The sequence below is a fragment of the Nitratireductor pacificus pht-3B genome (genome assembly GCF_000300335.1).
Classification (GTDB): Bacteria; Pseudomonadota; Alphaproteobacteria; order Rhizobiales; family Rhizobiaceae; genus Nitratireductor; species Nitratireductor pacificus.
The window spans coordinates 26,749-41,199 of record NZ_AMRM01000028.1 but is presented as its reverse complement, the minus strand read 5'-3'; the positions used below and the strand labels follow the sequence as shown (position 1 = coordinate 41,199).

Below are 14,451 nucleotides of genomic sequence, written 5' to 3'. Positions count from 1 at the left end.
TGCGGGCTTCCGCTACACGAACGGCTTCGCCGGGTCATAGCGGCGCGGCAGGAGCCGGTCCAGATAGGCCAGCCCCGCGGCGGAGAGACGGTTCTCGCCGGCCAGCAAATAATCGTCCGGCATGTGCCGCGTCTTGCCGGCCACCGCGTCCAGCTCGACCAGCCGGCAGACGGTCTGCCCGCCATCGAACTGCAACGCGACGGAGCCGTCGCCCTTCTCCACTGAGGCAACCGCGAAGGCGCCGGCATCGAAAGCCTCGCGGGCATCGGTCTCGCTGATCGTGGCGATGTTGCCGCGCGGCAGATAGCCGAACGTGTCGACGCGCGCCCGTTGCCCCGCAAGATCCTCCGCCAGGATGCGCTCGATGGCCTGGCCGAGATCGGTGCCGGAAAGCTTGATGTTGCCATGCGCGTCGCGCTCCTGCATCTCGGCCGGCACCAGCGTCTCGACCAGCGAACGGCCCTCGGCATCGGACACGCCCTCCGACATGGCGACAAGGCAGCGCCCGTGCCGCGCCAGCGTGGCCTTCACGTCCTCGATGAAGCGGGCGCGCTCGAAGGCCCGCTCCGGCACATAGACGAGATGCGGGCCGCTCTCCTCGTCGAGCCTCCAGGCGGCGGCCGCGGCGGTCAGGAACCCCGCATGCCGGCCCATGACGATGCCGACATAGACGCCCGGCAGGGCGCGGAAATCGAGATCGACGCTAAGGAACGCGCCGGCCACCATCTCACCCGCCGAGATGAAGCCCGGCGTGTGGTCGTTCTCCATCAGGTCGTTGTCGATGGTCTTCGGCGCGTGCATGAAGGTCATGCCGCCGCCCGACGCATCGCGCAGGATGGCCTGCGTGCCGGAGGTGTCGTTGCCGCCGATGTTGACGAAGGCGTCGGCGCCGACAGCCCTCAAGCCCTTCATGATCTTCTCGCAATAGGCCGCGTCCGGCTTGTCGCGGGTCGAGCCGAGTGCTGCGCCTGGCGTGGCGGCGATGCGCCGAAGCTCGGTCTCGGTGAGATCGGACAGGGTGACGAAACGCCCGTCGCGAATGCCGCGCACGCCGTGCAGCGCGCCGAGCACCCGGCAGCCGGGATAGCGTTTCATGGCCTCGAGCGTCGCGCCGACGACGGTCTGGTTGATGACGGCGGTGGGACCGCCGCCCTGGGCGATGACGAAGGTTTCGGCCATGGCTCGCGCCTTTCCTTGCGATGGTGTCTGTCATTCATGGCACGGCAGACGCGGCGCTGAAAAGAGCCGACGCTGCCCGGAAAATCTAGCGGAACAGCATCACCGGAATCTTGCAGGAGCGCAGCATCTCGGTCGTCGTCGAGCCGATGATTAGATTGCGCATGCGCGTGTGGCCGTAAGCGCCCATCACCAGAAGCCCGAAACCCTCGTTCTCGACGCGCTCGGCGATGACAGTTTCGGGATGGCCCGGCGCGATCTCGCTCCGCGCGTCGATGCCGCTGCCGCGCAGCATGGCCTCGGCGCCGGCAAGCCGGTTGCGCGCCTCGGTGCCGTCCGCCCCGACCGTCAGCAGCGTGACGGCGAGACCGGCAAACAGGGGCGAGCGGAACATGGCGTCGACCGCCTTCATGCTGCTTGGCCCACCATCGAACGCGACGAGCACCTTCTCGACGGGCCTGAAGGCGCGGGCGGCGACGAAGACCGGCTTGCGGCTGGCGCGCACGACGCGCTCCAGATTGGACCCCAGATGCAGCTTTGCGAAATCCGCCGCCTCGCCGCGCTTGCCGATCACCAGGAGGTCGGAATCAGGCTCCACCTCGGCGACCGTCTCGACCACGTCGCCGTGGCGCAGGCGGCCCGAGACCGCCGCGACGCCGGCCGCCCGCACGGCAGCCTCACCGTCCTCCAGGATGGCGCGGCCGCGCTTCATGGCGAGGCGGGCGCGGCTCTCGTCGAGATCGGCGAGTTCCTTCAGGAGCGCCGACCGGGCGCCGAGCGCGATGCTGCCCGAAAGATCGGATGGCACGCTGCCTGTCTCGCGACGGCCGAGCACATGGAGAAGCTCGACGGAGGCATCGAGCCTGCCCGCGATCCAGGCCGCATGCTGGCACACGCTCTGCGAATAGACGGAACCATCGATGAATGCGGTGATCTTTGACATCTTTTTCCCCTAATGCCCCATCAGCTTCTCGAGCGCGCCCGGCTTGTCGTGAATGCCGAGCCTGTCGACGATGGTCTCGCTCGCCTCGTTCATGCCGATGATCTCCACCTCGGCCCCGTCGCGGCGGAACTTCAGCACGATCATGTCAAGCGCGCCGACGCTGGAGATGTCCCAGATATGCGCGCGCGAAACGTCGATGACCACCCGGTCGAGCGCTTCATGGAAGTCGAATGCCGTGTTGAAGTCCTCGACCGAGGCGAAGAAAAGCTGGCCCTCGACGCGGTAGGTGCGCTTGCGGCCATCCTCCGAAAGGGTCGAGGTGACACGGAAGATCTGCGCGATCTTGCCGGCGAAGAAGATGCCGGAGAGCAGGACGCCGACCAGGACGCCGATGGCGAGATTGTGGGTAAAGACCACGCAGACCACCGTCGCCACCATCACCACGGAGGACGACAGCGGATGCTCGCGCAGGCTTCTGATCGACGACCAGGAGAAGGTGCCGATGGACACCATGATCATGATGGCGACGAGCGCCGGCATGGGGATCTGGCGCACCCAGTCGCCCAGAAGCACGATCATGAACAGGAGAAAGACGCCGGCGACAAAGCAGGAAAGCCGCCCCCGCCCGCCGGATTTCACATTGATCATCGACTGGCCGATCATGGCGCAGCCCGCCATGCCGCCGATGAAGCCGGTCGCCGTATTGGCGAGGCCCTGACCGATGCATTCCCGGTTCTTGTCGCTCTTCGTGTCGGTCAGTTCGTCGACCAGGGAGGCCGTCATCAGCGATTCCAGCAGGCCGACCGCCGCCACCGCCGCCGAATAGGGCAGGATGATCCTGAGCGTCTCCAGATCGAGCGGAATGTCCGGGATGAGGAACACCGGGAAGGTGGAGGGCAGTTCGCCCATGTCGCCGACCGTGCGCACGTCGAGGCCGAAGCCGATGGACACCGCCGTCAGCACGATGATGCAGATGAGCGGCGACGGCACGGCCTTCGTCAGGCGCGGGAACAGGTAGATGATGGCAAGCCCGGCGGCGACCATGACATAGGTGAGGTTCGGCACGCCGATCAGCTCCGGCAGCTGCGCCATGAAGATCAGGATCGCCAGCGCGTTGACGAAGCCGGTCATCACCGAGCGCGAAACGAAGCGCATGAGATGGCCGAGCCGCAGAAGGCCGGCGCCGATCTGCAGGAGGCCGGCAAGCACGGTGGCGGCCAGCAGATATTGCAGGCCGTGCTCCTTCACCAGCGTCACCATCAGCACCGCCGTGGCGGCGGTGGCGGCGGAGATCATGCCCGGCCGGCCGCCGGCGATGGCCGTGATGACGGCGATGGAGAAGGAGGCGTAGAGCCCGACCTTCGGATCGACGCCGGCGATGATGGAAAAGGCAATGGCTTCGGGAATGAGCGCCAGGGCGACGACGAGGCCCGACAGGAGATCGGCGCGGACATTGCCGAACCATTGGTCGCGATAGTGGGAAAGTGAGAACATGACCGTCCGGAAACATGGCTTTCCCACCGCTCGAGATCATCGGGCCGGCGGGCAAGGCAGGATGCAGAAGGATTGACCGGCGGATCAGCGGCCGGCGGAGCCACCCGGATTTTCACCGGGTCCAGGATGGATGCGCGCTGTGTAACCCGATTTCGCACCGCGGTGCAACATGCGCGCGCCGGCCTCTCCGGCCACGCGGCTCAACCGGCGGGTGGATAGGGGAACAAGCCGCCATCATCGGAACCGATGTCGATGGTCAGCGAGACGCTGCGCGGCCGCGTGACCGCGAAGACCACGGCTTCGACCACGTCCCGGTTCGTGCCGCCCTCTCCCTTCCGCCGGTGCCCGGCCGCCTGCCAATCGGGCTGGTCCGGCCGGACATCGTCCAGATAGGGAGGATTGACGAGGATCGAGCGGATCGCCGTGCCGGCGAAGGTCTGGGCAAAGCCGTCGGCCAGCGCCACCTGCGCCCGCTTGGCCGCGTAGAACGGCACGGACACTGATTGAAGGACCGCATTCGTCAGGCCGCTGATCGAACCGATGGTCACCACATCCGGCGTGGTCGAAGCGTTCAGCAGGGGACGAAGACCCTGGGTCAGGAGGAAGGTGCCGGTCACGGCGGCATTGATCACCCCGAGAACCGCCGCGTCGTCATAGGGTTCCGCGCTGGCCTCGAGCCACATCGCGCCGTTGTTGACGAGGATATCGACATGCGGCGTCAGGGCCTCGATCCGCTTGACGGCATCGCGCACGCTGGACGCATCGGCCAGATCGAGCATGACCAGCTCCGGGTCGTGCTTGCCGAGCGGGGCCGCGGCGCGAGCCACCGCCTCGAGGTCCGCCATGCGCCTGCCGCACAGGATGAGCCGGCATCCGGCCTCGGCGAACGCCAGCGCGAACGCCGCGCCAAGGCCGCGCCCGGCGCCGGTGACCACCACCACCTTGTCCGCAAGTCCGTCCATCGCGCTTCTCCCTGTCGGCAACCGGCGGCAGCATCCATCATCGGCCAGGGCTTCGACCCGTTCAACGTTTCACTGAAACGCGGAGTGGGTCTATTCCCTTGTTTTTACGCGTTTATGCGGACGTCAGGTGACCCCACCTGACTGCAAAACGCTTTAGAAGCAGCCACCCGGCGCTTTCGATTGGCGCAGGAGAGCCGCACCGCCTGACGCAGGGCGGCGCGCGCGGGTCAGTCCTTCGGCTTGCGCGCCGGCTTCTTCTTACCCGCGCCTGCCGGCTTGGCGAATTTGGGCTTGCCCGCTTTCTTGTCCTTCTTCGCCCAGGGCTTGGCATCCTTCGCCCACGGCTTCGCGGATGGCGCATCGCCGTCGCGGGAGGCGCCTGCCTTGCCATGGGGCTTGTCGGCGAACTTGCGCTTGCCCGCCGGCTTGTCATAGCCGCCCAGCCGGTCGTCACGGCGGAAAGGCTTGCCGCCATGCGGCTTGGCATAAGGGCGCGACGGCGCGAGATCGGGCGCGCCGTCGAGACGCGTGGCACGGATGCCGTTCTCCAGCGTGGCGTGCGGACCGATCGCCATGACGAACCGGTCGGCGCTGGCCGCATCCAGCTCGACGAAGGTTTCCTCCTGCTGCATCCTGATCGAGCCGATCTCACGCTTGCTGATGTCGCCGGCGCGGCACATGAGCGGGATGAGCCAGCGCGGCTCGGCATTCTGCCTGCGGCCGACCGAAAGGGAGAACCAGACGCTTTCCGCAAAATCCTCGCGGCGCGGCTTGCGCTCCTCGCGCCCGCCGGTCTCCTCGATGGCCACCTCCGACAGATCCTCGGGCGCCGAAAGCCTGCCGCGATGCAGGCGGACGAAGGCCGCCGCCACCTGCTCGGCTCCGTATTCCCCGAGAAGCCGGCGAACGAAATCGATTTCGTCCTCATGCACCTTCTCGCCGAGATTGGGATCGGCGAGCAGCCGCTCGTCGTCGCGCAGGAGCACCGCCTCGGCGGAGGGCGGATTGCCCCATTCGACCCGCACCTTGGCGTCGCGCAGCAGGCGTTCGGCGCGGCGGCGGCCGTTCTGCGGCACGATCAGCGCGCTGACGCCCTTGCGCCCCGCCCGGCCGGTGCGGCCGGAGCGGTGCAGCAGCGTCTCGGCATTGGTCGGCAGGTCGGCGTGGACCACCAGTTCCAGGTTCGGCAAATCGATGCCGCGCGCCGCCACGTCGGTGGCGACACAGACCCGCGCCCGCCCGTCGCGCATCGCCTGCAGCGCATGCGTGCGCTCGTTCTGGCTGAGCTCGCCCGACAGGGCGACGACGGAGAAACCGCGATTGTTGAAGCGCGCCGTCATGTGGTTGACCGTGGCGCGCGTGTTGCAGAACACCAGCGCGTTCTTCGCCTCGTAATAGCGCAGCACGTTGATGATGGCGTTCTCGCGCTCCTGCGCCGCGACCAGGAAGCCGCGATAATCGATGTCGCCATGCTGCTTCTGCTCGGCGGCGGTCGTGATGCGCACGGCGTCGCGCTGATAGTTTTTCGCCAGGTTGGCGATGGTGCGCGAGACCGTGGCCGAGAACATCAGCGTGCGCCGCTCGGCGGGCGCCGCGTCGAGGATGAACTCCAGATCCTCGCGGAAGCCGAGATCGAGCATCTCGTCCGCCTCGTCGAGCACGACGGCGCGCAGGTCGCCCATGTCGAGCGCATGGCGGCGGATATGGTCGCACAGGCGGCCGGGCGTGCCGACGACGATGTGCGCGCCGCGTTCGAGCGCGCGGCGCTCCGTGCGGATGTCCATGCCGCCGACGCAGGAGGCGACCACAGCCCCCGTCTCCGCATAGAGCCAGTCCAGCTCGCGCTTGACCTGCAGCGCCAGTTCGCGCGTCGGTGCCACGGCCAGGCCGAGCGGCGCGGCCGCCGGGCCGAAGCGCTCCTCGCCGCCGAGCAGGCTGGGGGCCAGCGCCAGGCCGAAGGCGACGGTCTTGCCCGAGCCGGTCTGCGCCGAGACGAGGGCGTCCGCCCCCTTCGGCTCCAGCTCGAGAACCGCCCTCTGCACCTGGGTCAGCGCGCTGTAGCCGCGTTTGTCCAACGCCCGGCCGAGCGCCGGAACTATGCCTTCGTACTCTGTCATCAATCTTCTTTCGGAAACGGTGTGGCGCGCCCGCCGGTCATTTCGTGGGCGCGCGGCGAGGCTTCCCGCCGACGCTTTGCGCCGTAACTACGCGGGCCGCAGCCGAATGTACAGAAGCAAAGACAGGATTTGACGCATGGCAGCGTTGCGGCGGCGGCGGAGCTCAGCCTGCCGCGGGCTCGCGTTCGGCCATGCGCGCCCGTCGCGTGAGCGCCATCGCCAGCACCATGGTCAGCGCGGAGACGGCGGCCAGGAGGGCGAAAGCCCAGACATAGCCGGCCGCGTCGTGCCCCTGCGCCAGAACCACGACGACGCCGACCGCGCCGATCGCCCCGCCGAGCCGCTGGACGATGTTGACCAGCGTCGCCGCATCGCCCATTTCCGACTTGCGCGCCGCCGCATAGGCCGCCGACATCGCCGGCATCTGGCCGAGCGCCATGCCGACGCCGCGCAGGACGAGGACCGGCGCCAGGAGCGCCGCCGCCGGGGGCGACGGCAGGAGAAACGGCACGGTGCTGACAAGCAGCGCCAGCACGCCGGCGAAGCTCACCCGGCCCGCGCCGAACCGGTCCGTCAGCATTCCGCCGACCGGCAGCGCCAGGGCGCTGCCCAGCCCCATGGCGAGCAGCAGGAAGCCTGTCTCCACCGTGTCGCGCCCGGCGACCACCTGCAGATAGAGCGGCAGGAGCAGAAGCCCGCCATACATGTTGATGCCGGTCAGGCCCGTGATGGCCGTCGCGGTGGCGAAGACGGGACGGCGCAGCAGGCCGAGATCGATGAGCGGCTGCTGCGACCGCCGGGCGCCGAGCACGAAGCCGGCGGCGAGCAGGAGGCCCGCCGCGACGACGAGAAGGTTTCGCGCCCCGGCGCCTTCCGCGCCGATTTCGGTCGCGCCATAGAGCAGCAGCGGCAGCCCCGCGCCGAGCAGGAACAGCCCCCGGACATCGAGCCGGCGCGTGTCGTCCCGCTCGCCGCCCGGCACCAGGCCGCGCGCCAGGATGAGCGCGGCGACGCCGACCGGCACGTTGATCCAGAACAGCCAGCGCCAGGACGCATGATCGAGCAGCAGGCCGCCGAGCGCCGGGCCGATGGCGGGACCGAGCGCCACCACGAGACCGAGCGCGCCCATGATGCGGCCGAGCTGCTTGGGCCCGGCGGCTGCGCCGATGACCGCCTGCCCCGCCGGCACCATCAGGCCGCCGGCCAGCCCCTGCAGGAAGCGCGCCCCGATCAGGCTCAGCGGCCCGGGCGCGACGGCGCACAGGACCGACGCCGCCACGAAGCCCGCCAGGCTGCCGGCCCACAGCCGGCCATAGCCGAAGCGGTTGCCGAGGAAGGCGGCAGCCGGCAGCGAGATGGCGAGCGCGATCAGATAGACGGTGGCGATCCACTGGATCAGGGACAGGCTGGCGCCGAAATCGGCGCGGATGGTCTCAAGCGCCAGATTGACGACGGTCGAATCGAGCATCGCCATGAACGCGCCGGCGCCGGTGACGGCGGCGATCTTCCAGATCCGCGCGGGGATCGGCGGCGGCGGCGTTTTTCGATCCGTGCTCACGGGCCGGCACCCTCGCCCGCGCCGCCGCCGCCGTCAACGTGTAAGCCTGTCGCGGCCCGACGCCGTCCCTACTTCACCACCTCGCCGTCCTCCTTGGTGAAGGATTTCACCGCTCCTTCCGGCAGGATCTCCAGAACCGTCTCCGACGGACGGCACAGCTTCGTGCCCAGCGAGGTTTCGACGACGGGGCGGTTGATGAGGATCGGATGCTCGATCATGAAGTCGATCAGCTGATCGTCGCTCCATTTCGCATCGCCGAGGCCGAGCTCGTCATGGGGCGTGCCCTTCTGGCGCAGGAGATCGCGCGGCGTGATACCCATGGCGGCGATCAGCGAGACCAGTTTCTCGCGCGACGGCGGCGTCTTCAGATACTCGACCACCACCGGCTCCTCGCCGGCCGCGCGCAGCATGGCGAGCACATTGCGCGACGTGCCGCATTTGGGGTTGTGATAGATCGTGGCGCTCATTCGTCTCTCGCTCAGCTTTGGGGAAACCAGTCTCTCGTGCGGTTGGCGAAGGCGACCAGCGACAACATCACCGGCACCTCCACCAGAACGCCGACCACCGTCGCAAGGGCGGCGCCGGAATTCAAGCCGAACAGGCTGATGGCGACGGCCACCGCCAGCTCGAAGAAGTTCGACGTGCCGATCAGGGCGCAGGGCGCGGCGACGTTGAACGGCACCTTCCAGATGCGGGCCGCGAAATAGGTCAGGAAGAAGATGCCGTAGGACTGGATCAGTAGCGGCACGGCGATCAGCACGATCAGGATGGGCCGCTCGACGATGACATGCCCCTGGAAGCCGAACAGCAGCACGACGGTGACCAGGAGGCCGATCACGGAGACGGGTTTCAGAGACGCGGTGAAGCGTGCGACGGCCTTTTCAGCCTCGGCGCCCGAGGCGCGGCCGGTCAGCCATTTTCGGGTGAGGGCCCCGGCGACCAGCGGAACGACCACATAGAGGCCCGTCGCCAGAAGCAGCGTCTCCCACGGCACCGCAATGTCGGTGACGCCGAGCAGCAGGGCGACGATGGGCGCGAAGGCGAAGATCATCACCACGTCGTTGAGCGACACCTGCACCAGCGTGTAGGTGGCGTCGCCGCGGGTGAGCTGGCTCCACACGAAGACCATCGCCGTGCAGGGCGCGGCGCCCAGCAGGATCAGGCCGGCGATGTACTGCTGTGCGTCGGCGGGCTCGATCCACGGCGCGAAGACATGCTCGAAGAACAGCACGCCGAGCGCCGCCATGGTGAAGGGCTTGATCAGCCAGTTGACGGCGAGCGTCAGGACGAGGCCCTTCGGCCGGTCGCCGATATGGCTGAGGCTGGCGAAGTCGACATTGACCATCATCGGGAACACCATCGCCCAGATGAGCACGGCGACCACCAGATTGACCGAGGCATATTCCAGCGAAGCGAGGAAGCCGAACAGGCCGGGCATCAGATTGCCCAGCGCGACACCCGCGACGATGCTGAGCGCCACCCAGACGGACAGGTATTTCTCGAAGAAGCCGATGCCGCCGGCGGGCGGCGCGGCGCGGTCCAGAACGTGTTCGGTCATGGTCTTTCCTGTGGTTCAGCCGGCTTCGGGGAGCCGGCGGCCGATATCGTCGAGCCGGCGTTGCAGCGACAGCCGGTCGAGCGAGGCGAGCGGCAGGGCGGTGAAGACGGAGAGGCGGTTGGTGAGCATGCGATAGGCGTCGGCGAAGGCGAGGTGCTTTTCCGCCTCCGTGCCGGTGGCGGCCGCCGGGTCGGGCAGGCCCCAGTGGGCTGTCATCGGCTGGCCCGGCCAGACCGGACAGGCTTCCGTCGCCGCGCTGTCGCACAGCGTGAAGACGAAGTTCATCTCCGGCGCGCCTGGTTCGGCGAACTCGGCCCAGTCCTTGGAGCGGGCGAAGGAGACGTCATGGTTCATCTGCTCGAGCAGATCGAGCGCGTAGGGATGGACCGCGCCCTTCGGGTTGGAGCCTGCGGAAAAGGCCCTGAAGCGGCCAACACCGACCCGGTTGAGGATCGCCTCGGCGAGAATGGAGCGGGCGGAATTTCCGGTGCAGAGGAACAGAACGTTGAAGGGCTGGTCGCTCATGGCGGCACGCTCCTAGCAATGACACGCCACCGCCTCGATGACGGGACGGCAGAGATCGGGATTTCCGTTGCAGCAGTCTTCCATCAGATAGGCGAGCAGGTCGCGGAAGCCGGTCATGTCGGCCATGTAGCGGACGACCCGCCCCTGGCGCTCGGACCGGATGAGACCCGCCTGCGCGAGCAGCTTGAGATGCGCCGAGGCGGTGTTCTGCACGACGCCGAGCCGCTCCGCGATGGCGCCCGCCGGCAGCCCCTCGGCGCCAGCCTGTACCAGCAGGCGAAACACGTCGAGCCGCGTCTCCTGCCCGAGGGCGGAGAGAGCCGTGATGGCAGCAGGCTTGTTCATGATTCTATATTTCCGGATTTATGGATATATATGAGGTGCTTTTGCCATGAATGGCTTGCGCGGTCAAGGGCGGGGGATGGTGTTGCGGCCTGCGACAGGCGCGCCGCCGGCACCGCTGCGGCAATGGCGCGGGTCTGGCATGGATCCCCAGGTCAAGCCGGGGATGACGAAAGGCGCGACAGACACCGCAGATCACCAATGTCGACGATTGGCATGAACCCGTCCTCAGCTCGTCATCCCCGGCTTGACCTGGGGGTCCATGCCGGAACGTGGCGCAGAACGATGCACGCGCCTCTCCTTCTCCCCTCCTGCGGGGAGAAGGTGGCCCAAAGGGCCGGATGAGGGGCAAGCGCCGAGGGTTATGGGATCGGTCGCGGATGGCAGGTGCGGAGACAGAAGCGCTGGCGCCCGCCCCTCATCCGCCTGCCGGCCCTTCTCCCCGTGAACGGGGAGAAGGACGGGGTGGCCATGCCGGTGTCCTGGTGGAATCCTGCAACGGGAAGCGCCTCTCCTTCTCCCCGTTCACGGGGAGAAGGACGCGGTGGCGATGCCGGTGTCCTGCGTTCGCGGCGATGGCCTCAGCCGACGAAAGCGCGTTCGACGACGAAGTCGGCGGGTTCGGCGTTGGAGCCTTCCTCGAGGCCGGCCTTTTCCACCAGCGCCTTGACGTCCTTCAGCATGTCCATCGAGCCGCAGATCATGATGCGGTCCTTGGCGCGGTCGAACGGCTCCGTGCCGAGCGCCTTGAACAGCCCGCCATTCTCGATCAGCGTCGTGATGCGGCCCATCACGGGCGAGGTCTCGCGCGTCGTCGAGGTGAAATGCGTGAGCCGGCCCTCGACCAGCTCGCCGATCAGCGGATCGTCCTTGAGCGAGGCCACCAGCTCCGTGCCGTAGTCAAGCTCGGCCACGTCGCGGCAGGTGTGCGTCAGGATGATGTTCTCGAACTTCTCATAGGTCTCCGGATCGCGGATCAGGCTGGCGAAGGGCGCGATGCCCGTACCGGTGGAGATCATGTAGAGGTTCCTGGCCGGCGTCAGCGCGTCGTTGACCAGCGTGCCCGTCGACTTCTGGCGCATCAGCACGGTGTCGCCCGGCTGGATCTTCTGCAGATGCTGGGTCAGCGGACCGTCCGGCACCTTGATCGAGAAGAACTCGACCTCCTCGTCCCAGCTCGGGCTGGCAATGGAATAGGCGCGGAAAACCGGCTTCTCGGCGTTCGGCAGGCCGATCATCACGAATTCGCCCGAGCGGAAGCGGAAGCTCTGCGGCCGCGTGATGCGGAACGAGAACAGCCGGTCGGTATAGTGCTTGACCGACGTCACGCGCTCGGCAAAGCAGCCTGCGGGCGTCGGGAAATCGGGGGCCTTCTCGGTCTTGGTCTCGCTCAGCGCAGCGCTGTCCATGGATAACTTCCCTCACTCGGTCGGAGATCTGTATGCTGGTTTTCGATGCGATTGCAAACGTCAAAGCCGTGATCGACGGAGGCTCTTGCCCGGGTCTTATCGGGGTCTTGCCGGGCTCTTGCTTGCCAAGTTTATTAGTATACAAATGAATTTGACGTCAAGGTTCGCGCATTCCGACATCTATTTCATATCATCGGGCCAAAGAAGGTTTCGCATTCCGGATTCACCCCATGAATGAGAAAAATGGCATCAATTCGGGCTCCATCGTCGCCGGCATCGACGTCGGCGGCACCTTTACGGACCTGATCCTGATCGACACGCCGGCAGACCCCGATATGGGTGCGCGCGTCCGCGTCGCCAAGACCCCGACGACCATCGAAAACCAGGCTTTCGGCGTCGTCGAAGCCATCCGCTCGACCGGCGTGCCGGCATCCGCGATCGGCCTGATCGTGCACGGCACGACAACGACGACCAACGCCGTGCTGGAACGGCAGCTTGCCCGGACGGGCATGATCACCACCGCCGGCTTCCGCGACATCATCGAGCTGGGCCGCCGCACCCGGCCGCAGGCCTATGGCATGACCGGCACGTTCGCGCCGGTCATCCCGCGCGACCTGCGGCTGGAGGTCGCCGAGCGCATGGACGCCGCCGGCAACGTGCTGACCCCGCTCGACGAGGACGGCGTGCGCGCGGCGGTTAGGACCCTTCTCGACGCCGGCTGCGTTTCTCTGGTGATCCACTTCCTGCATGCCTACGCGAACCCGGCGCATGAGAAGCGCGCGGCGGAAATCGCCGCCGAAGTGTGGCCCAACGAATACATCACCGCTGGACACGCCCTCCTCTCGGAAGCGCGTGAGTTCGAGCGCGGCGTGACCGCCGCCGTCAACGCCTCGGTACAGCCGATCCTGGAGCGCTATGTCGCCCGGCTGTCGAACGAGCTGAAGGGTCTCGGCTATGCCCGCGACTTTCTCGTGATGAACGGCAATGGCGGCATGATCTCCGCCGCCCATGTGGCGCGCGAGGCGGCGAAGACCGTGATGTCCGGCCCGGCCTCCGGCGTGATGGCGGCAGCTTACACCGGGCGCAGCGCCGGCATCGACAACCTCATCACCTACGACATGGGCGGCACCTCCACGGACGTGGCGCTGGTGCGCGGCGCGCGGCCGGCGGTCTCCAACGAGATCGAGGTGGAGTACGCGATGCCGATCCACGTGCCGATGGTCGACGTGCACACGGTGGGCGCCGGCGGCGGCTCGATCGCCCGCGTCAACGACGCCGGGCTTCTGGAAGTCGGGCCGCAGAGCGCCGGCGCGCAACCCGGCCCGATCTGCTACGGCCGCGGTGGCACGGAACCGACCATCTCCGACGCCAATCTCCTCCTCGGCCGGCTGAACCCTCGGAAGCTGCTGTCGGTCGACAACCCCGTCTCCGTCGCCGATGTGGAGGCGGTCTTTTCAGAAATGCTCGGCAACCCCTTGCGCCTTTCCGGTGTCGAGGCGGCCGGCGCGGTGCTGCGGATCGCCAACATCAAGATGGCCGGCGCGATCCGCATGGTCTCGCTCGGCAAGGGCCACGACCCGCGCGATTTCGCGCTGTTCGCCTTCGGCGGCGCCGGGCCGCTGCATGCGGCCGCCCTTGCCCGCGAACTCGGCATTCCGCGCGTCATGGTGCCGGCGCGGCCCGGCATCACCAACGCGCTCGGCTGCGTGGTGGCCGATCTCCGGCACGATTTCGTGCGCACGGTGAACCGGCCTGTCGCGAGCCTCGACACCGCGCTGGTCAGGGACGTACTCGACGCCCAGCGCGCCGAGGGCGAGGCGCTGATCGCCAAGGAGACCGTCCGGCCGGAGCGCATCGAATGCATGCATTCGGCGGACATGCAGTTCGTCGGCCAGACGCATCTGATCAACGTGCCCCTGCCCGGCCCGGAGATCGACCGCGACACGATGCAACGCCTGTTCGAGGAGGCCTATTTCGCCCGCTTCAAGGTCCGGCTGCCGGAAATCCGCGCCAGTCTCGTCAATCTGAACACATCGGTGATCGGTGCGCGCGCCGGCATCGACCTCGCCAGCCTGATCGATCCGGCAGGGCGCGTGGCGACGCTCGGCGGGGCGCTGAGCGAGACGCGGCGGGTCTGGTTCGCCGGGGCGTGGCACGACACGCCCGTTTACACCCGCGAGAAACTGCCGCTCGACGCGGCGATCGAGGGACCGGCGATCCTCGAACAGCTCGACACCACGACGGTCATCGAGCCGGGGGATCGGGCGGTGTCCGATGCGGACGGGAACATCGTGATTTCGGTGGGGGTGTGATGGTGCTGGTGGAGAACCCCTCTCTTGCAAATTCCAAGAACTTGGCTTCGCCAAG

The 14,451-nt window shown here is 67.6% G+C and carries 12 protein-coding genes and 1 other annotated feature; of the genes, 1 reads left to right on the top strand and 11 read right to left on the bottom strand.

What is annotated here, in order from left to right; translation table 11 throughout:
• Positions 1-12 precede the first annotated feature (12 nt).
• From NA2_RS19455 to NA2_RS19405, 11 genes are all read right to left on the bottom strand, one after another.
• Positions 13-1,179: a diphosphate--fructose-6-phosphate 1-phosphotransferase gene (locus NA2_RS19455; protein ID WP_008598933.1), complete on the bottom strand. Its 1,167-nt coding sequence runs from the start codon at positions 1,177-1,179 to the stop codon at positions 13-15.
• Between the two features lie 85 nt (positions 1,180-1,264).
• On the bottom strand, positions 1,265-2,119 hold the full coding sequence (locus tag NA2_RS19450; protein WP_008598932.1) for a universal stress protein: 855 nt from the start codon (positions 2,117-2,119) through the stop codon (positions 1,265-1,267).
• Positions 2,120-2,128: 9 nt separating this feature from the next.
• Positions 2,129-3,613 carry a SulP family inorganic anion transporter gene (locus tag NA2_RS19445; RefSeq protein ID WP_008598931.1) on the bottom strand — a complete coding sequence of 495 codons (1,485 nt, stop codon included), beginning with the start codon at positions 3,611-3,613 and terminating at the stop codon, positions 2,129-2,131.
• 70 nt (positions 3,614-3,683) lie between these two features.
• Positions 3,684-3,739, bottom strand: a sequence feature (sul1 is cis-regulatory element that is thought to sense ions involved in sulfur or methionine metabolism; They are found in Alphaproteobacteria).
• A gap of 74 nt (positions 3,740-3,813) precedes the next feature.
• A complete protein-coding gene (locus NA2_RS19440) occupies positions 3,814-4,575 on the bottom strand; it encodes an SDR family oxidoreductase (RefSeq protein ID WP_008598930.1) in 762 nt (253 codons plus the stop codon).
• 227 nt (positions 4,576-4,802) lie between these two features.
• Positions 4,803-6,692 (bottom strand): DEAD/DEAH box helicase, encoded by a 1,890-nt coding sequence (locus NA2_RS19435; RefSeq protein WP_008598929.1) that lies wholly within the window; start codon positions 6,690-6,692, stop codon positions 4,803-4,805.
• 163 nt (positions 6,693-6,855) lie between these two features.
• Entirely contained in the window at positions 6,856-8,250 is a 1,395-nt protein-coding gene (locus tag NA2_RS19430) for a DHA2 family efflux MFS transporter permease subunit (protein ID WP_008598927.1), read from the bottom strand.
• 68 nt (positions 8,251-8,318) lie between these two features.
• Positions 8,319-8,717: an arsenate reductase (glutaredoxin) gene (gene arsC / locus NA2_RS19425; RefSeq protein WP_008598925.1), complete on the bottom strand. Its 399-nt coding sequence runs from the start codon at positions 8,715-8,717 to the stop codon at positions 8,319-8,321.
• Between the two features lie 11 nt (positions 8,718-8,728).
• Entirely contained in the window at positions 8,729-9,808 is a 1,080-nt protein-coding gene (gene arsB, locus NA2_RS19420) for an ACR3 family arsenite efflux transporter (protein WP_008598924.1), read from the bottom strand.
• A gap of 15 nt (positions 9,809-9,823) precedes the next feature.
• A complete protein-coding gene (locus NA2_RS19415; protein WP_008598923.1) occupies positions 9,824-10,333 on the bottom strand; it encodes an arsenate reductase ArsC in 510 nt (169 codons plus the stop codon).
• A 12-nt stretch (positions 10,334-10,345) separates the two neighbouring features.
• Positions 10,346-10,678, bottom strand: coding sequence for an ArsR/SmtB family transcription factor (locus NA2_RS19410; protein ID WP_008598922.1), 333 nt, complete (start codon positions 10,676-10,678; stop codon positions 10,346-10,348).
• 578 nt (positions 10,679-11,256) lie between these two features.
• Positions 11,257-12,084 (bottom strand): ferredoxin--NADP reductase, encoded by an 828-nt coding sequence (locus NA2_RS19405; RefSeq protein ID WP_008598921.1) that lies wholly within the window; start codon positions 12,082-12,084, stop codon positions 11,257-11,259.
• A 230-nt stretch (positions 12,085-12,314) separates the two neighbouring features.
• Between NA2_RS19405 and NA2_RS19400 the strand changes: the two genes are divergently transcribed.
• Entirely contained in the window at positions 12,315-14,396 is a 2,082-nt protein-coding gene (locus tag NA2_RS19400; protein ID WP_008598920.1) for a hydantoinase/oxoprolinase family protein, read from the top strand.
• Positions 14,397-14,451: the final 55 nt, after the last annotated feature.

Bases quoted from the DNA above. Each gene is read 5' to 3' on its own strand.
- NA2_RS19450 (WP_008598932.1), bottom strand. From the start codon at position 2,119: ATGTCAAAGATCACCGCATTCATCGATGGTTCCGTCTATTCGCAGAGC.
- NA2_RS19455 (WP_008598933.1), bottom strand. From the start codon at position 1,179: ATGGCCGAAACCTTCGTCATCGCCCAGGGCGGCGGTCCCACCGCCGTC.
- NA2_RS19415 (WP_008598923.1), bottom strand. From the start codon at position 10,333: ATGAGCGACCAGCCCTTCAACGTTCTGTTCCTCTGCACCGGAAATTCC.
- arsB (WP_008598924.1), bottom strand. From the start codon at position 9,808: ATGACCGAACACGTTCTGGACCGCGCCGCGCCGCCCGCCGGCGGCATC.
- NA2_RS19405 (WP_008598921.1), bottom strand. From the start codon at position 12,084: ATGGACAGCGCTGCGCTGAGCGAGACCAAGACCGAGAAGGCCCCCGAT.
- NA2_RS19435 (WP_008598929.1), bottom strand. From the start codon at position 6,692: ATGACAGAGTACGAAGGCATAGTTCCGGCGCTCGGCCGGGCGTTGGAC.
- NA2_RS19400 (WP_008598920.1), top strand. From the start codon at position 12,315: ATGAATGAGAAAAATGGCATCAATTCGGGCTCCATCGTCGCCGGCATC.
- NA2_RS19440 (WP_008598930.1), bottom strand. From the start codon at position 4,575: ATGGACGGACTTGCGGACAAGGTGGTGGTGGTCACCGGCGCCGGGCGC.
- NA2_RS19445 (WP_008598931.1), bottom strand. From the start codon at position 3,613: ATGTTCTCACTTTCCCACTATCGCGACCAATGGTTCGGCAATGTCCGC.
- arsC (WP_008598925.1), bottom strand. From the start codon at position 8,717: ATGAGCGCCACGATCTATCACAACCCCAAATGCGGCACGTCGCGCAAT.
- NA2_RS19410 (WP_008598922.1), bottom strand. From the start codon at position 10,678: ATGAACAAGCCTGCTGCCATCACGGCTCTCTCCGCCCTCGGGCAGGAG.